This is a genomic window from Collinsella sp. HCP3S3_E5, from assembly GCF_052067635.1.
Lineage (GTDB): Bacteria > Actinomycetota > Coriobacteriia > Coriobacteriales > Coriobacteriaceae > Collinsella.
The window spans coordinates 26624-43011 of sequence record NZ_JBQHQF010000004.1; the positions used below are offsets into that span (position 1 = coordinate 26624).

At 60.4% G+C, this 16388-nt stretch carries 17 protein-coding genes; 16 read left to right on the top strand and 1 reads right to left on the bottom strand.

The annotated features are described in order from the left end of the window. Positions 1-27 precede the first annotated feature (27 nt). From rplU to ACTM82_RS02030, 7 genes are all read left to right on the top strand, one after another. Positions 28-402 (top strand): 50S ribosomal protein L21, encoded by a 375-nt coding sequence (gene rplU, locus ACTM82_RS02000; RefSeq protein WP_441054266.1) that lies wholly within the window; start codon positions 28-30, stop codon positions 400-402. Positions 403-435: 33 nt separating this feature from the next. Further along, positions 436-693 carry a 50S ribosomal protein L27 gene (rpmA, locus tag ACTM82_RS02005; protein ID WP_154516202.1) on the top strand — a complete coding sequence of 86 codons (258 nt, stop codon included), beginning with the start codon at positions 436-438 and terminating at the stop codon, positions 691-693. Positions 694-779: 86 nt separating this feature from the next. After that, a complete protein-coding gene (gene obgE, locus ACTM82_RS02010; RefSeq protein ID WP_441054264.1) occupies positions 780-2246 on the top strand; it encodes a GTPase ObgE in 1467 nt (488 codons plus the stop codon). A gap of 3 nt (positions 2247-2249) precedes the next feature. After that, on the top strand, positions 2250-2927 hold the full coding sequence (gene nadD, locus ACTM82_RS02015; RefSeq protein ID WP_427718693.1) for a nicotinate-nucleotide adenylyltransferase: 678 nt from the start codon (positions 2250-2252) through the stop codon (positions 2925-2927). An 87-nt stretch (positions 2928-3014) separates the two neighbouring features. Beyond that, the gene (gene yqeK / locus ACTM82_RS02020) at positions 3015-3548 is read left to right on the top strand and encodes a bis(5'-nucleosyl)-tetraphosphatase (symmetrical) YqeK (protein ID WP_427718844.1); all 534 of its coding nucleotides are present in this window, start codon (positions 3015-3017) and stop codon (positions 3546-3548) included. Positions 3549-3575: 27 nt separating this feature from the next. Beyond that, complete coding sequence (gene rsfS / locus ACTM82_RS02025) at positions 3576-4031, top strand: ribosome silencing factor (RefSeq protein ID WP_409064967.1); 456 nt, start codon at positions 3576-3578, stop codon at positions 4029-4031. A gap of 133 nt (positions 4032-4164) precedes the next feature. Continuing rightward, positions 4165-4914, top strand: a complete 750-nt coding sequence (locus ACTM82_RS02030; protein WP_195838550.1) for a transposase — start codon at positions 4165-4167, stop codon at positions 4912-4914. Between the two features lie 228 nt (positions 4915-5142). Here ACTM82_RS02030 and dinB read toward each other — a convergent pair whose 3' ends face one another. Further along, positions 5143-6399 carry a DNA polymerase IV gene (gene dinB / locus ACTM82_RS02035; RefSeq protein WP_427793429.1) on the bottom strand — a complete coding sequence of 419 codons (1257 nt, stop codon included), beginning with the start codon at positions 6397-6399 and terminating at the stop codon, positions 5143-5145. Positions 6400-6600: 201 nt separating this feature from the next. Here dinB and rpsP point away from each other — a divergent pair, with 201 nt between their 5' ends. The 9 genes from rpsP (at position 6601) to ppdK (ending at position 16182) form a co-directional block, all read left to right on the top strand. Then, a complete protein-coding gene (rpsP, locus tag ACTM82_RS02040; RefSeq protein WP_441054262.1) occupies positions 6601-6960 on the top strand; it encodes a 30S ribosomal protein S16 in 360 nt (119 codons plus the stop codon). A gap of 42 nt (positions 6961-7002) precedes the next feature. Continuing rightward, complete coding sequence (locus ACTM82_RS02045) at positions 7003-7248, top strand: KH domain-containing protein (RefSeq protein ID WP_154516529.1); 246 nt, start codon at positions 7003-7005, stop codon at positions 7246-7248. 34 nt (positions 7249-7282) lie between these two features. Beyond that, positions 7283-7774: a ribosome maturation factor RimM gene (rimM, locus tag ACTM82_RS02050; protein ID WP_441054260.1), complete on the top strand. Its 492-nt coding sequence runs from the start codon at positions 7283-7285 to the stop codon at positions 7772-7774. A 10-nt stretch (positions 7775-7784) separates the two neighbouring features. Next, positions 7785-8543, top strand: coding sequence for a tRNA (guanosine(37)-N1)-methyltransferase TrmD (gene trmD, locus ACTM82_RS02055; RefSeq protein ID WP_154516229.1), 759 nt, complete (start codon positions 7785-7787; stop codon positions 8541-8543). Positions 8544-8545: 2 nt separating this feature from the next. After that, the gene (gene lepB / locus ACTM82_RS02060; protein ID WP_441054258.1) at positions 8546-9109 is read left to right on the top strand and encodes a signal peptidase I; all 564 of its coding nucleotides are present in this window, start codon (positions 8546-8548) and stop codon (positions 9107-9109) included. Between the two features lie 59 nt (positions 9110-9168). Further along, positions 9169-10080 (top strand): glycine--tRNA ligase subunit alpha, encoded by a 912-nt coding sequence (locus ACTM82_RS02065; RefSeq protein ID WP_006236091.1) that lies wholly within the window; start codon positions 9169-9171, stop codon positions 10078-10080. Positions 10081-10083: 3 nt separating this feature from the next. Next, positions 10084-12180 (top strand): glycine--tRNA ligase subunit beta, encoded by a 2097-nt coding sequence (glyS, locus tag ACTM82_RS02070; RefSeq protein ID WP_441054257.1) that lies wholly within the window; start codon positions 10084-10086, stop codon positions 12178-12180. A 34-nt stretch (positions 12181-12214) separates the two neighbouring features. Continuing rightward, a complete protein-coding gene (locus ACTM82_RS02075; protein WP_154516238.1) occupies positions 12215-13090 on the top strand; it encodes a pyruvate, water dikinase regulatory protein in 876 nt (291 codons plus the stop codon). 341 nt (positions 13091-13431) lie between these two features. Continuing rightward, on the top strand, positions 13432-16182 hold the full coding sequence (gene ppdK, locus ACTM82_RS02080) for a pyruvate, phosphate dikinase (protein ID WP_441054255.1): 2751 nt from the start codon (positions 13432-13434) through the stop codon (positions 16180-16182). Positions 16183-16388 lie beyond the last annotated feature (206 nt).

The following is a 16388-nucleotide window of genomic DNA, read 5'->3' on the forward strand; positions in this document are numbered from 1 at the left end:
TAACTGATGCATGAAGGGCAAGTAAACATGTACGCAATCGTTAACACGGGCGGCAAGCAGTACAAGGTCGCCACCGACGATGTCATCACCGTCGAGAAGATCGAGGGCAATGAGGGCGACAAGGTCACCCTGCCGGTCATCTTCCTCAACGATGGTAAGAAGATCGTCACCGATCCCGACAAGCTGTCCAAGGCCAAGGTTACCGCTCAGATCGTTGAGCAGTTCAAGGGCGAGAAGCAGCTGGTCTTCAAGTTCCACAAGCGTAAGCGCTATCGTCGTCTGAAGGGTCACCGTCAGCAGCTCACCAAGCTGAAGATCGTGAAGGTTCAGGCTACCTCCCGCGCCAAGAAGGCTGTCAAGGCAGAGGCTGAGGCTGTTGCCGAGGCTCCCGTCGCCGAGTAGATTACACTCGTAACGAAAGAGTAGGTATACACAATGGCACACAAAAAAGGACTCGGTTCCTCCCGTAATGGCCGTGACTCCCGCGGTCAGCGCCTTGGCACGAAGCGCTTCGCCGGCCAGACGGTAACCACGGGCACGATTCTCGTCCGTCAGCATGGCACGCACATCCACCCGGGTGCGAACGTTGGCCGTGGCAAGGACGACACGCTGTTCGCGCTGGTCGACGGTACCGTTGAGTTCCACAAGGGTATCAAGCACAGGGTCAGCGTACGCCCGCTCGCGAACGCGTAATTCACCCTTCATAGAGCACATATGTGGGAGGCACTTGAGTTTTAGGATTCAAGGGTCTCCCTCTTTTTTTGTAGGAGGCGATTCTGTTGTCACAGTTCACCGATATCAGCCGCATTAACGTTTGCGGCGGCGACGGCGGAGCCGGATGCATGTCGTTTAGGCGCGAGGCATTTGTTCCCAAGGGCGGCCCCGATGGCGGCGACGGCGGTCGTGGCGGCAATGTCGTCATCCAGGCCGATGCTCAGCTGTCTTCGCTGATCGATTACCGCTTTAAGCATCACTTCCGTGCCGAGCGCGGCACGCACGGCCGGGGCGCCCGTCGCAATGGCAAGAGCGGCGAGGACCTGATTTTGAAAGTTCCCATGGGCACCGTAGTCCGCGAGCTCGATCCCGAGACGCAGACCCCGATGTTCGAGATTGCCGACCTGGTGCACGATGGCGAGCGCGTTGTCGTGGCGCCCGGTGGGGCCGGCGGTCTGGGCAACACTCACTTTGTGACGTCGGTGCGCCGCGCGCCCGCGTTTGCCCAGCTGGGTGAGCCGGCCGAGGAGCACTGGATCGAGCTCGAGATGAAACTTATGGCCGATGCCGCGCTCGTGGGCTTTCCCTCGGTGGGCAAGTCCTCGCTCATCGCGCGTATGAGCGCCGCCCGTCCTAAGATCGCCGACTACCCGTTTACCACGCTTGTGCCCAACTTGGGCATGGTGCGTGCCGGTGAGTACTCCTATGTCGTTGCCGACGTCCCCGGTCTCATCGAGGGTGCGAGTGAAGGCAAGGGCCTGGGTCACCAGTTCCTGCGCCATATTGAGCGCACTGCTTTGATCATGCACGTTGTCGATATGACGGGCGGTTTTGAGGATCGCGATCCGGTTGAGGACTATCGCATCATTAACCGCGAACTCGAGCAGTATGGTGCCGAGCTCTCGGAGCGCCCGCAGATCGTTGTCGCCAACAAGTGCGATGCGCCGGGCACGGCTGACAAGATTGCCGACCTTAAGCGCGCGGCGCTCGACGACGGCCACATGTTTTTTGCCGTTTCCGCCGTTACGGGTGCCGGCCTCAACACGCTGATGCTTGCCGTGGGCGAGCAGGTGGCTAAGCTCCGCGCGGAGCTTGCGGTTTCCGATGAGCCGGTCGATTTGCGCGATGAGGAGTGGGAGCGTCGCCGTCTGCAGCGCGAGAAGCGCTTCCGCATTGTTGAGGAAGAGCCGGGTGCTTTCCGCGTGGTTGGTCGCGCGATCGAGCGCATGGTTATCCAAACCGACTGGGAAAACGAGGAAGCCGTCATCTACCTGCAGCATAAGTTTGCCCGCATGGGCGTTGACGACGCGCTCGAGAAGGCCGGCTGCCGTGCGGGCGACGAGGTTCGCATTTGCCAGCGCGCCTTTGACTTTGAGGGCGCCGAGGACTTCTTGGAGTTCGAGGACGAGCTCGAGGATGCTGGCGTTGAGGTTATTGACGTAGCGGCCGAGGATGCGGACGTGGCTCATGTCGCCGAGGGCTCCGAAGGCGCTACCGAAGTCGACGTTATTGAGACCCCGGAGGGCGAGTAAGCCATGTCGCTGCGCGGTGGAATCGGATTGCCTGAGCTGCCCATCAAGGATGGGCACGAGTTTCGGCTTGGCATTATGGGCGGCACCTTTGACCCGATTCATTACGGTCACTTGGTTACCGCCGAGCAGGCTCGCGAGTCGCTCGACTTGGACGCTGTGCTTTTTATGCCGGCCGGCTCTCCTGCCTTTAAGCTCGACAAACCGGTGACGCCTGCCGAGGACCGTTATGCCATGACAGTCCTCGCGACTGCCGCGAACCCGGCCTTTTTGGCAAGCCGCTTCGAGATCGATCGTGCCGGTGTCACCTATACAGCCGATACGCTGCGTGCCCTTCGCGAGTTTTACCCGCCACAGGTGAAGCTTTACTTTATTACGGGTGCCGATGCGATTATCGATATTGTGACCTGGCACAATGCTCATGAGATTGCCGAACTGGCAACCTTTATCGCTGCGACGCGTCCCGGCTTTGACATCGATACGGCCCGGTCGAGGATTAAGGAATCGGGGCTGCCATTCGATGTGCGCTATATTCAGATTCCGGCGCTGGCGATTAGCTCGACCAACATCCGCAAGCGGGTTGCCCGCGGCATGAGCGTGCGCTATCTTACGAGCGAGTCCGTGCTCGGCTATATCCGTAAACGCGGCCTGTATGCCGATCTTGGGCAAGACGATTTTGATTGACGGGGGGAAACGTTGTCGGTAGAAGATCAGTTTGAGGGCGACGAGCGCGCGCTCTTGACGCGTATCCACGAGTTGCTCGATGTGCGCATGAAGGATAAGCGTAAGCGCTACGTGCATTCGCTCGGGGTTGCCGAGACGGCGCTGCACCTAGCCGAGGTATACGGCGTCGACCGCTTTGATGCCGCTGCCGCCGGCCTGATCCATGACTGGGACAAAGTGCTCTCCGACGACGAGCTGGTCACGCGCGCTCTGCATTATGGCATTAAGATTGCCGGCTCTCCGTCTGCCGCGACGCCGCTTTTGCATGGCCCGGTTGCCGCCTATGAGCTTCCGCAGCTTTTTCCCGAGCTGTCGCCGGCGGTCTTTCAGGCTGTCGACCGTCACACCGTGGGCGCTTGCGACATGACGCCACTCGATATGGTGGTCTTTGTGGCCGATGCCATCGAACCCAACCGCCACGGCGATTATGCCCATGCGCTGCGCAAGATGGTGGGGAAGTCCTCGCTTGACGAGTTGTTCTTCTCCTGTTTTGCGCAGGGTCTTGTCTATGTGATCCAGTCCGGGCGCTATCTTTATCCCACGGCTATTACGATTTACAACCATTACGCCCAGCTGCGCTAGTTCGGGCTGTCTAGAAAGAGGTATTCCATGGCCGATGAGACCATGACTGACGAGCAGATTCTTGAAGGTGTGGAGCACAAGAGTTTCGTGGCCACGTCCGACCGCACTGCCGCGACGCTCTCCGCCAGCGGTGTCGCCGCCGAGGATGTCGCCCGCGCTGCCGCGCAGGCCGCCTACGACAAGAAAGGCGAGGACGTTCAGGTGCTCGATCTGACTGAGCTTTCCGATGTGTGCGACTACTTTGTCCTTGCTACCGGCACCAACAACCGCCAGGTTGATTCCATCGTCGACGAGATTGAGGAGAAAGTCGCCGAGGCTTGCGGCGAGCACCCGTTTTCCATTGAGGGCCGCGAGCAGAAGACCTGGATGCTCATGGACTACGGTTCGGTTGTCGTCCACGTCTTCACTCCCGAGGCGCGTGAGTTCTACCGCCTCGAAAAGCTCTGGGGCGACGCTCCCCAGCTCTCCCTGGACCTCCTCTAGTAGCTCATTTGGGACGGGGCTTTTTTAGCTACTACCTACCGTTCGCCGAACATCGCGATTTATAGCTCCCAGTACGTTTTTTTCTACTCTGGCTCGGGTAACGTAATTGTCATCTGTAGAGGAGGGGATGCGTATGACTCGGACTGCGCGAGAAATCTCTGTATATGGTTTTTACCATGTCGTCCAAAAGGGATGTGCCGACCAACTCATATTTGAGGATGACGAAGATCGGCTCTATCTGATTCGGCTGATTGCTTCGAAATGCCAGAAGTTTAAAGTGGATGTCATCGCGTGGTGCCTTATGGATAACCATATTCATCTTCTGCTTGACGACGAGCATGTTCATCTGAGCGATTGCATGCATTCGATTACGACGGCGTATGCCATGTATTTCAACTCAAAGACAGGCAGGAAGGGGCCTGTTTTCCAGGATCGATTTAAGAGTGTGCCGATCCTCGATGATGATCAGCTGCTCAACTGCGTGAGATACATTCACGACAATCCCGCGAAGGCGAGGATTGGGACCGCTTCGCTGTATCGATGGAGCAGCTTTCGCGAGTATATGGGATATCCGGGTATCTGTAAAACGGATTGCGTTCTCGGGTTGCTCGGTGACTCTCAGAGATTTTTTGCCTTCAGCACCTCGGGTGAGCCCAATCGCTATTGCTTCCGTGACGGCGCTCATGTGAGCGACACAGATGCGCTGGAGTTTGCGCAGGCGCTTCTTAAGCCGTACGAGCCTCATCACCTTAAGGCTTTGCCAAAGGGGGCGCGCGATGCCTGCATTCGTACTTTGAAGAGCGAGGGCTTTTCGATTAAACAGATCGTCCGCCTTACGGGCATTGGACACTGCACCATACAAAAGGTCAAAGTCAAAAAATAGCTCATTTTGGACGAGGTCTGTGTTGCGACCGCGTCAGGTATGGGTTGGGTAGCTAATTTGGGACGGGGCTATTTTAGCTAACCCTACAAATCGGTTGAGTTTTATTCCGGCCCCGGGTGATTCGCTGCCAGCTGAAGGGTAGCTAAAAAAGCCCCGTCCCAAATTAGCTACCCCGTACTACCCTGACAATCTAAAGTAGCTAAAAAAGCCCCGTCCCAAATTAGCTACTTAGTGGGAGGAGAAGCGTGATTGGCGGCCGAAGGATAGGGCGGTGTCGCCGAACTTGTCTCGGACCGCGTCGATGGCGACGGAGAGGTCACGGCGGTCGCTGGATTGGGCTCCGCGGTCGTCGACTTCGCAAAACAGGTCGGTCTGTATGCCGCCTTGATGATTGAAGTCACTCATGCCTATGCCGGCAAGGCGTACATGCATTCCTTCCTGCCAGATGTTGTCGAGCAACTCGATCGCTACCGCCACAAAGATGTTCTCGTCGTCGGTGGGATGAGGGAGTCGTCGCTGTGCCGAGCGACCGCTGCCGTACGAGTACTTAAGTTTGAGCGTCACCGTGGTGCCGGTAAGCCCCTGGCGGCGCAGGCGACGTCCGACGGATTCGCCCAATAGTGCAATCGCCGCTTCGATGTCCCCGCGCTCGGTCAAATCTTTCGCAAAGGTGCGCTCATTGCTTACCGACTTGACCTCACGCTCTTCATCGAGGCTCGTGACTTCGGAAACCTCGAGCCCCAACGCACGCTGGCGCATGCGCTCGCCGTTAACGCCAAAAATCGAAGACAGTGTGGATTCCGGTGCGCGCGACAGCTCGCCCAGCGTGTAAATCCGCATGCGGCGCAGCCGCTCCTCGGCCGAGCGCCCGATACCGCTCATGGCAGAAACAGGTAACGGTGCCAGAAAACGCTGCTCAGTTCCCGGGCGTACGACCGTAAGCCCAAACGGCTTGTCTCGCTCGCTTGCAATCTTGGCCACCGTTTTGTTGCAACCGACGCCGATGGAGCAGGTCACCCCCAGTGCCGCCACGCGATCGCTGATGCGTCGTACGACGAGCAGTGGGTCCTCGGGCGCAAAGCGGCCCGGCGTGATGTCGATAAAGGCCTCGTCGATGGACACGCGCTCAACGCGTGGTGTCTCGTCGGCAAGAATATTCATGACCTGTGCGCTAACCTCGTGGTAGCGATCGAAATGCCCGTGTGTCCAAATGGCCTGCGGACAGAGGCGGCGCGCCTCGGCCGAGGGCATGGCGGAGTGCACGCCAAAGCGGCGTGCCTCGTATGAGCAGGTGGAGACGACGCCGCGCGATTCGGCGTCTCCGCCAACGATAAGCGGCTTGCCGCGCCACTCGGGATGATCGAGCATCTCCACGCTCGCAAAAAACGCATCGAGATCCATCAGACCCACCGCCGGACCCGTCCAGGGCGGCGGCGTGACGCCCGCAGTATCCTCATAACCGTATGTATGTTCGCATCTTTTCATGGCATGAGTATACCGCGCAGCTCATGTGGGGTGCGTGGATGTGCTTGCAAATCGCGAATTCTTGTCTAAGATATGGATTTGCCTTCGACTACACCGAAGAAGTTGGTCTCACGGACTTCACCTGCCCGCGTCGATGGCGTATTATGTTCAACTGTTTGTTTGTAGTTGCAGCCTAAAGCTGCTTGGTTGGAGGAGTTTCCTTTGGCAGTCAAGATTCGCCTTGCTCGTCACGGCGCTAAGAAGCGTCCGTACTACCGTGTCGTCGTCGCCGATTCCCGCGCCCCGCGTGACGGTCGTATCATCGAGGAGGTTGGCCGCTACAACCCGATGACCGCCCCCAAGACCATCAACCTCGATCTCGAGAAGATCGCCGACTGGCAGTCCAAGGGCGCTCAGCTCACCGACGCTGTCGCCGCCCTGGTCAAGGCCGCCAACGAGGGCGAGAAGACCGAGACCGTCGTCAAGAAGTCCAAGAAGCAGCTCGCCAAAGAGGCCGAGGCCGCTAAGGCTGCCGCTGAGGCCGCTGAGGCCGCTGAGGCCGCTGAGGGCGCCGAGGAGTAAATCGTGCCTGAGGTTGACGCTGCACAGCTCGAGGGTGAGGCAATGCTCTCAGATCGCATCGCCGATCTCGTCGAATATCTCGTTGTTCAGATCGTCGACGACCCGGATTCCGTGAGCCTGGAAGTTATCGATGGCGACGATGCCTCAACTATTGAGGTTTCGGTTGCCGAGGATGACGTAGCTAAGGTCATCGGCCGTCGCGGCCGTACCATCAAGGCCATTCGCACGCTCGCCCGTGCACTGGCCGCTCGCCTCGACACTTCCGTCGAGGTAGAGGTTCTGGGCTAGGACCTTGAGGTCCCAGTACAAAAACATCGCCCGTGTGGTTAAGCCGCATGGAAGGAAGGGGGAGGTCCTCGCGCAGCCGCTGCGGGGGCTTCCTTCTGTATTGGAGCCGGGTATGCGTGTCGCCCTGACGCCACCGGCGCTCAAGCGTGACCGCTTTTGCACGGTTATATCCGTTACCGATACGGGCGATGGCGATCTGGTTTCGTTTGAGGGCATTGACGACTTGACGGCCGCCGAGGGCATCACGGGTTGTTTCGTTCTGGCGGACCGTGATGACTTTGAGCTCGATTCGCTTGACGCTGCCTATACCGACCTTATGGGTCGCGAGGTGGTTGACGAGCGCTTTGGGTCGCTCGGAACGATCGTTGAGATTATGTCGACGCCCGCCAACGACGTTTGGGTTGTCGAGGGTGATCGGTATGGCGAGGTGCTGATTCCCGTGATCGAGCAAGTTGTGCTCGATCTTCCCGATCGGGGAGCAATATCCGTCCACGTTATGGACGGCTTGATCGATATGGACAAGTAGGGAGGACAACATGCTGATCGAGACCCTTTCGGTCTTTCCCGAGATGTTTGAACCCGTCATGTCCACATCGATTTTGGGCCGTGCCCGCAAGGCCGGCCTTTTTGATTTTAAGGCGTATAACCTGCGCGACTGGACGCACGACCGCCATCGTACCGTCGATGACGAGCCGTACGGCGGCGGTCAGGGCATGCTCATGAAGGTAGAGCCTATTGCCGAGGCAATCGAGGCCATCAGCTCTGAGGGCCCCAAACCCACCGTGGTGTTCTTTACGCCCTGCGGTGAGCCTTTTACGCAGCATGTAGCCGAGCGCCTGCTCCAAAGCGAGCGCCTGCTGTTTGTGTGCAGCCGCTACGAGGGTGTCGATGAGCGCGCGTATGCCTATGCCGATGAGCGCCTGTCGATCGGTGACTATGTGCTCACGGGCGGCGAGCTGCCTGCTATGGTCGTTGCTGACGCCGTCGTGCGTCTGATTCCCGGCGCGCTTGGTGACGAGATGAGCAACGTTGACGAATCATTCTCGACCGCCGAGGACGGTGGGCTGCTCGAGTACGCGCAGTACACCCGTCCTGCCGAGTTTAACGGCGAGGGCGTGCCTCCCGTGCTTGTAAGTGGTGACCACGCCAAGGTTGACGCTTGGCGCCGCAAGAACGCCATCGAGCGCACCTGTCGCTGGCGTCCCGACTTAATTGAGACGGCGCGGCTTACGCCCCAGGAGCGTGCGTACGCGCAGGAGATTTTGGACGCTTCGTATTCGCAGAGCGAGGAGTGAGAATGGTTCCGTCGCAGCATTCCATGCTAAAGGGCGCGTTTGAGTGGGTCGTGGTCGTCGCAATCGCGCTCGTCGCCACCTTCTTGATTCGCACCTTTGTGGTCGAGCCCTTTGTGGTGCCCACCGGTTCCATGGAGTCCACTATCGAGATTGGCGACCAGATCCTGGCGCAAAAGGTGACGCTTGAGCTCGGCCAGCCTGTCAAACAGGGCGATATTGTGGTGTTCCACAACCCCGATGGCACCTCTGAGCACGATGTGCTCGTCAAGCGGGTCATCGCTACGGCCGGCCAGACGGTCAACCTGCAGGACGGCAAGGTGGTCGTTGACGGCCAAGCGCTCGACGAGGACTATACGACGGGCATGAGCTGGCCACTGTCGGTCCAGGCGCCTGGTGCTCAGGTGAGCTATCCCTACACCGTCCCTGACGGGTGCGTGTGGGTGATGGGCGACAACCGCGAGAACTCAGCCGACTCACGCTACTTTGGCCCGGTCGACCGTTCGGACCTGATCGCCGTGGCGCTCGTGCGTTACTGGCCGCTCAACCGTCTGGGCGCTATCGACTAAAAACCGCTATAGTACAGTACCTAACCGTGTAATCGTTTCGACGAGGGGATATTAGAGGCATGAACGCTTCATCGCTTTCCTTCCAAGACATCATCCTGCGCCTCCAGCAGTACTGGGGCGAGCAGGGCTGCGTCATTATGCAGCCCTATGACTCCGAGGTCGGTGCCGGTACCTTCCATACCGCGACCACGCTGCGCTCGCTCGGTCCTGCCGAGTGGCGCACCTGCTATGCGCAGCCCTGCCGCCGTCCCGCCGACGGCCGCTACGGCGAGAACCCCAACCGCATGCAGCACTACTATCAGTTCCAGGTGCTCATTAAGCCTTCCCCGGTTAATGCTCAGGAGCTTTACCTGGGGTCTCTTGCCGCCATTGGCCTGGACCCCAACGACCATGACGTCCGCTTTGTCGAGGACGACTGGGAGAGCCCGACGCTCGGCGCCTGGGGCCTTGGCTGGGAGGTTTGGCTCAACGGCATGGAGGTCACGCAGTTTACGTACTTCCAGCAGGTGGGCGGCATCGAGGTCGACCCCGTGCCCGTCGAGATCACCTACGGCCTGGAGCGCATCGCCATGTACGCCCAGGGCGTCAACTCCGTCTATGACCTGGTGTGGAGCTATTTGCCCGACGGCACGCCCATGACCTACGGTGACGTGTTCCTGGAGAACGAGCGCGAGTTTAGCGCCTACAATTTTGAGGTCGCTAACGTCGAGATGATGCGTCAGAAGTTTGACGACTACGAGGCCGAGTGCCACTCCTGTCTGGAGCGCAAGCTGCCGCTGCCCGCATACGACTGCGTCATGAAGTGCAGCCATGCCTTCAACCTGCTCGATGCCCGCGGCGCCCTGTCCGCAGTCGAGCGTGCCAACTACATCCTGCGCGTCCGCGCCGTCGCCAAGGCGTGCTGCGAGGCCTATATGGCCGAGGTCGCCGGAGTTAACGAGAATGCCGACCAGGAAGGCGAGGTGGCGTAAGCCATGGCAGACGCTAAGGATTTCCTGTTTGAGATCGGTACGGAGGAAATGCCCTCCGCACCGCTGAACAATGCCGTCAAGCAGCTTGGCGATATGATCGCCAAGGGCCTCGACGAGGCCGGCCTGGCCCATGGCGAGGTCCGCGTGATCTCGAGCCCGCGTCGTCTGGCTGCGCTCGTGACCAACGTCGCCACCGCGACCGATGAGGTCCACGAGGTCAAGCGCGGCCCTGCGGCAAACATTGCCTTCGATGCCGACGGCAACGCCACCAAGGCCGCCCAGGGCTTCGCCCGCAAGTGCGGTGTGGCTGCCGAGGACCTGATCCGTCGTGAGGATACCGACGGCCGCGAGTACGTATTCGCCGAGAAGAACATTCCCTCCGTGCCGGCTACCCCTATTCTGACGGCCCTGTGCGAGAAGACGATCGCAGGCCTGCAGTGGCCCAACTACCGTAGCCAGCGCTGGGGCCACGAGCACGCTACGTTTGTGCGTCCGGTCCGTTGGATCTGCTGCCTTCTGGGCGAGGACGTTGTGCCCGTGACGTTTGCCGATGTGACGAGCGGCAATACCACGCGCGGACATCGCGTGCTGGGCGCCGGTGACCATGTTGTCGCCAGCCCCGCCGTCTACGAGCAGGTGCTCGAGGACGCCGGCGTGCTCTCTGCCGAGCGTCGTCGCGAGGCCATCCTTGCCGGTATTGCCGAGGTCGAGGCCGCTCGCCCTGGCTGCCATGTCGACACGCCCAAGAAGGTCTTCGAGGAGGTCATTAACCTCTGCGAGTGGCCGACGGTGCTCGTCGGTACCTTCGACGAGGAGTTCCTCAAGGTCCCGCACGAGATCATCTGCGAGTCCATGCTCACCAACCAGCGCTACTTCCCGATCTATGACGGCGAGGGCAAGCTCACGCGTGAGTTCGTGGTCGTCTCCAACAGCAAGCCCGAGAATGCCGAGCGTGTGATCGACGGCAACGAGCGCGTCGTGCGCGCCCGTCTGGACGATGCCAAGTTCTTCTACGAGGAGGACCTGAAGATCTCCCTCGACGAGTTCCGTGAGCGACTGGCCAAGGTTGCCTTCCAGGAGAAGCTCGGCAGCGTGCTCGCCAAGTCCGAGCGCATTGAGCAGCTCGCGCTCGCTATTGCCCGCGAGGCCCATCTGGGCGCCCACCTCGCTGCCGATGCCGCTCGCGCCGCGCACCTGTGCAAGGCCGACCTGGTTTCCAACGCCGTCGTCGAGTTTACGAGCCAGCAGGGCGTGATGGGTGGCTATTACGCGACTGCGATGGGGGAGAACGACGAGGTCGCCCACGCCATTCGCGATCACTATCGTCCCCGCTTTGCCGGCGATGAGCTGCCCGAGGGCACCGCTGGCTGCATCGTGGCCTGTGCCGACAAGCTCGATACCATTGCCGGTATCTTTGCCATCGGTGAGCCCCCGACCGGCTCTTCCGACCCGTACGCGCTGCGTCGCGCCGCTATCGGCATTATCAACATCCTGCGCGATCGTCTGCCGATCGACCCCACGACGCTCATCGACTTTGCCCTTGAGCTCTATAGCGAGCAGGGCATCGAGTTCGACGCCGCCGAGGTCGCCCAGCAGGTCCGTGAATTCTTCCACGGCCGTCTGGTGAGCATGGCCCGCGACGAGAAGATTCCGGCGGATACCGTCGCCGCCGTCTCCGCGGTGCACATCATCGCTCCGTCCGTCTTCTTCGCCCGCTGCGCCGCGCTCGACGAGGCTCGTAAGAACGATGCCGAGACCTTCGACAACCTGGCTACCGCCTATGCCCGCGCCGCGCACATCTCCAAGCCCGAGTTGGGTATGGAGTACGATCGCAGCCTGATGGGTGAGGCCGAGCTCGCGCTTGCCGATGCCTCCGAGGCTGCTCAGACCGCTGTCGATGGCGCCCTTGCTGCCGAGGATTACCCGGCCGCATTTGCCGCCCTTGCCGCCCTGCGTGCCCCCATCGACCGCTTCTTCGACGAGGTTATGGTCATGGACAAGGACGAGCAGCTCCGCGATAATCGCCTTAAGCTGCTCACCCGCTTCGAGGCCGTTTTCTCTGGCATCGCCAACATCGGTGAGCTTGCCCGCAAAAAGTAAGCCAGCCTGCGCATAAGCGCAAAAGGAGCCCCGCATGGATTGCCCGGTCACCGCTCGTCCCACCGTTATCGTTATCTCCGACTCGCTCGGTGATACCGCTTGTGAGGTGGTGCTTGCGGCGTCCGGGCAATTTGATGAAGGGGCTTTTCGTCTCTTGCGCTTGCCCAAAGTGAACTCGGTGGAGCAGGTCAAGTCGTTTGTGGGCCCGCGCGTCGATGCGGACCATCGTGATATCGCCGTGTTCCACACTATCGTCGATCCGGCGCTTCGCGCCCGCGTGCTCGATTACCTGGGTATGCTGCATATTCGCTCTGTCGACCTGATCGGTCCGACCCTTGCCGTGCTGTCGTCGCTCATCGGTGTGCCGCCCAAGGGCGTTGCGGGCGTTATTCACAAAACGGATGACCGCTATTTCCACCGCATTGAGGCTATGGAGTATTTCGTTGAGCACGATGACGGGCGCGGCTGCGACGACCTTTCGGGGGCCGATATCGTGTTGCTGGGCGTGTCGCGTACGTCCAAAACGCCGCTGTCGATGTATTTGGCCTATCAGGGTTACAAGGTCGCAAACGTTCCGCTGGCGCACGGCATGGAGCCGCCGAAGTCGATTTACGAGGTCGACCCGATGCGGTTGTTCGGCCTGATTTCGACCGTTGACGTAATTTCTGAGATTCGCGACAGCCGCTTGGGCGATGACTACGCCCGCGCCGTCGCCGGCTCCTATGCCGAGCCCGAGAGTGTGCGCAGCGAGCTTGAGGAAGCCCGTGCCCTCATGAAGCGCCTAGGCTGTTTTGTGGTGCGTACCGACGGTAAGGCGATTGAGGAGAGTGCATCCGAGATCATCGGTCATTTGGAGGAAATCCAAGAAGCTCGAGCCCGTCGTGCCGCTCGCCGAGCCCAACAAAAGTAGCTAATTTGGGACGGGGCTTTTTTAGCTACCACGGCTGAGGCCGCGAGCTTTTTGGCCGATTGCCGACGGGGTAGCTAAAAAAGCCCCGTCCCAAATTAGCTACTTATGGTAAAGCGATTTAGCAAAGTTCTTTCAGTTAACCTGCAAGTCTCGTACACTGGTATCTTCATAAGGTAACCACCTTTATCTACCGTTTACCGTCAGTTTTACCACGTTTACCAAACCTCGCACCCTCTACGCAAGCACTTCCAATACCCGCCGTATAGTACCCTCACGGCTCGCATCCGGCGGGTCGATTCGTTACCACGGTCGTGCGCGACAGCGCATGGAAGGGGAGTATCGTGAGCGATTGCAAGAGGGTTTACCGTTTTGGAACCGACGCCCAGGGCACCTGTGTCACTGAGGGCGACAAGTCCATGAACTTCGTGCTTGGCGGCAAGGGTGCAAATCTTGCCGAGATGAGCCGCATCGGCCTGCCGGTTCCCGGTGGCTTTACCATTACCTGCCAAACCTGTGTCGAGTACTCCGGTGCCGGCAACGTGTGGCCCGAAGGCGCACTCGATGAGATCGTTGCCGCCGAGGCCGATCTCGAGGCCCGCTGCGGCAAGAAGCTTGGTGACGCATCCGACCCGCTGCTCGTGTCGGTTCGCTCGGGTGCTCCGTTCTCCATGCCCGGCATGATGGACACGGTCCTCAACTTGGGCCTTAACGACGACTCCGTTCTGGGCCTCATTGCCCAGACGCAAAACCCGCGTTTTGCCTGGGATAGCTACCGCCGCTTTATCCAGATGTTCTCCAACGTCGTTATGGGTGTCGATGCCGACTTGTTTGAGAACGCCCTGACCCAGGCTCGCTTGGTCGCCGGCGTTCGCGTCGATTCCGAGCTTTCGGCCGAGGACCTGCAGGAGCTCGTCGAGACCTTCAAGGGCATCTTCTCCGAGAACGTCGAGGCTGCCCTGTATCCCGAGCTCGAGGTTGTCGACGGCAAGCCCGTCTTCCCGCACGATCCGGAGCTCCAGCTGCGCCTTGCCATCCAGGCCGTCTTTGGCAGCTGGATGAACGAGCGCGCCTGCATCTACCGCAAACAGCATGGCATTTCCGACGAGCTCGGCACTGCCGTCAACGTCCAGGCCATGGCTTTTGGCAACAAAGGCGAGACCTCTGCGACCGGCGTCGCCTTTACGCGCAATCCGGCCGATGGCACCAAGGAGTTCTACGGTGACTTTTTGGTTAACGCCCAGGGTGAGGACGTCGTCGCCGGCATCCGCAACACAGAGCCCATCGCCGACCTCAAGACCACCCCGGGCCTCGAGTCTGCTGGTGAGGAGCTCGAGCGCGTTTTCCTGACGCTCGAGGATCATTACCGCGATATGTGCGATATCGAATTCACCATCGAGCAGGGTAAACTTTGGATGCTTCAGACCCGCGTGGGCAAGCGCACCGCAACCGCCGCGCTGCGCATCGCTATCGAGATGGTCGAGGAGGGTCTCATCACCCGCGAGGAGGCCGTGAGTCGCATCGATCCGGCGCAGCTCGACCAGCTTCTGCATCCGCAGTTCGACTCCTCCAAGAAGTACGAGGCCCTGGCCTGCGGCCTTAACGCCAGCCCCGGCGCCGCCGTAGGCGAGGTCGTGTTCTCGAGCGACGATGCCGTCGCGCGCGCCAACGAGGGCCACAAGGTCATTCTGGTTCGCTGGGAGACCAACCCCGACGACTTGAAGGGCATGGTCGCTGCCGAGGGCATCCTTACCAGCCACGGCGGCAAGACGAGCCATGCTGCCGTTATCGCCCGCGGTATGGGTACGCCCTGTGTCTGCGGCGTTGAGCGCTTCCATATTGACGCCGCCGAGAAGGTCGTGCGCATCGAGGGCAGCGACCGTGTGCTGCACGAGGGCGACATCATCTCCATCGACGGCACCCAGGGCATTGTCGTCGACGGCGCCGTCGATCTGGTCTCCGCCGAGCTCACCGGCGACCTGGACACCATTCTGTCCTGGGCAGACGAGATTCGCCTGGACGAGACCGACGGTCACGCCAACCACGTGCGCGTCAACGCCGACAACCCCGAGGATGCCGCGCTCGCACTCGAGTTTGGCGCCGAGGCCATCGGCCTGTGCCGCACCGAGCACATGTTCCTGGGCGACCGCAAGAACATTATCCAGAGCTTTATCCTGTCCGACGACGAGGCCGTGAAGCAGCAGGCCCTTGCCGACCTGCTCAAGGTTCAGACCGAGGACTTTTTGGCAATGTTTAAGACTATGTCCGGTCGCGATGTGGTCGTTCGCCTGCTCGATCCGCCGCTGCATGAGTTCCTGGATAATCCTCGCGAGCTCGAGGTCGCCATCACCAAGAAGGAAGCCGCCGGCGCCAGCGAGGAAGAGCTTGCCACCCTGCGTGCCCGCCTGCGTCGAATCGACGGCATGGTTGAGTCCAACCCGATGCTCGGCTTGCGCGGTGTGCGCCTGTCCGTTGTCTTTGGCGATCTGCCGCTCATGCAGGTTCGCGCCGTCGCCACGGCTGCTGCCCGCCTTATCAAGGAGGGCGTTGACCCGCGCCCCGAGATCATGGTCCCGCTCGTTTCCATCACAGCCGAGCACGTCCAGACCCGCGAGGTCATCGAGCGCGTGATCGCCGAGGTATCCGCCGAGGAGGGCGTCGAGCTCAATATTCCCGTGGGCACGATGCTCGAGCTGCCGCGCGCCTGCATGGTCGCCGACGAGATCGCCCACCATGCCGACTTCTTCTGCTTTGGCACCAACGACCTCACCCAGACAACCTTCGGCTTCTCGCGCGACGACGCCGAGGCCAAGTTCATCCCGCTGTACATGCACAAGAAGATCCTGAAGGATAATCCCTTCGAGACCATCGACGCGGCGGTGCTCGAGCTGGTGCGTATGGCAGTCGAGAAGGGTCGCGCCGCCAACCCCGACATGCACTTTGGCGTGTGCGGCGAGCACGGCGGCGACCCCAAGTCCATCAAGGGCCTGTTCAACGTGGCCGATGTGGACTACGTGTCCTGCTCGCCCTATCGCGTGCCCCTCGCACGACTGGCTGCCGCCCAGGCCAAGCTCGATGCCAAGCGTTCCGCCTAGCGTTTAGTGTATAGACCCCTAGCGTAGCCCCCTTCATGCCGCCCGTCTCATTTGTGAGGCGGGCGGTTATCATGTGCGGGTTTTGTCTTTTTGTCTGCGAAAAAAATTGTTCTTGCAGCAGAAACCCGCGCGTGTATACTCGAATACGTTTGTTCAACTACGTGCCGGCCAAGGTGGTACGGCACCTCTAGAAGAGTAAGGAATTG

What these genes read in the sequence shown, in the direction of transcription:
- trmD (WP_154516229.1), top strand. Translation starts at nt 7,785, where the DNA reads ATGCTGATCGAGACCCTTTCGGTCTTTCCCGAGATGTTTGAACCCGTC.
- lepB (WP_441054258.1), top strand. Translation starts at nt 8,546, where the DNA reads ATGGTTCCGTCGCAGCATTCCATGCTAAAGGGCGCGTTTGAGTGGGTC.
- nadD (WP_427718693.1), top strand. Translation starts at nt 2,250, where the DNA reads ATGTCGCTGCGCGGTGGAATCGGATTGCCTGAGCTGCCCATCAAGGAT.
- ACTM82_RS02075 (WP_154516238.1), top strand. Translation starts at nt 12,215, where the DNA reads ATGGATTGCCCGGTCACCGCTCGTCCCACCGTTATCGTTATCTCCGAC.
- ACTM82_RS02030 (WP_195838550.1), top strand. Translation starts at nt 4,165, where the DNA reads ATGACTCGGACTGCGCGAGAAATCTCTGTATATGGTTTTTACCATGTC.
- rsfS (WP_409064967.1), top strand. Translation starts at nt 3,576, where the DNA reads ATGGCCGATGAGACCATGACTGACGAGCAGATTCTTGAAGGTGTGGAG.
- rplU (WP_441054266.1), top strand. Translation starts at nt 28, where the DNA reads ATGTACGCAATCGTTAACACGGGCGGCAAGCAGTACAAGGTCGCCACC.
- ACTM82_RS02045 (WP_154516529.1), top strand. Translation starts at nt 7,003, where the DNA reads ATGCTCTCAGATCGCATCGCCGATCTCGTCGAATATCTCGTTGTTCAG.
- yqeK (WP_427718844.1), top strand. Translation starts at nt 3,015, where the DNA reads ATGAAGGATAAGCGTAAGCGCTACGTGCATTCGCTCGGGGTTGCCGAG.
- glyS (WP_441054257.1), top strand. Translation starts at nt 10,084, where the DNA reads ATGGCAGACGCTAAGGATTTCCTGTTTGAGATCGGTACGGAGGAAATG.
- rpmA (WP_154516202.1), top strand. Translation starts at nt 436, where the DNA reads ATGGCACACAAAAAAGGACTCGGTTCCTCCCGTAATGGCCGTGACTCC.
- dinB (WP_427793429.1), bottom strand. Translation starts at nt 6,399, where the DNA reads ATGAAAAGATGCGAACATACATACGGTTATGAGGATACTGCGGGCGTC.
- ACTM82_RS02065 (WP_006236091.1), top strand. Translation starts at nt 9,169, where the DNA reads ATGAACGCTTCATCGCTTTCCTTCCAAGACATCATCCTGCGCCTCCAG.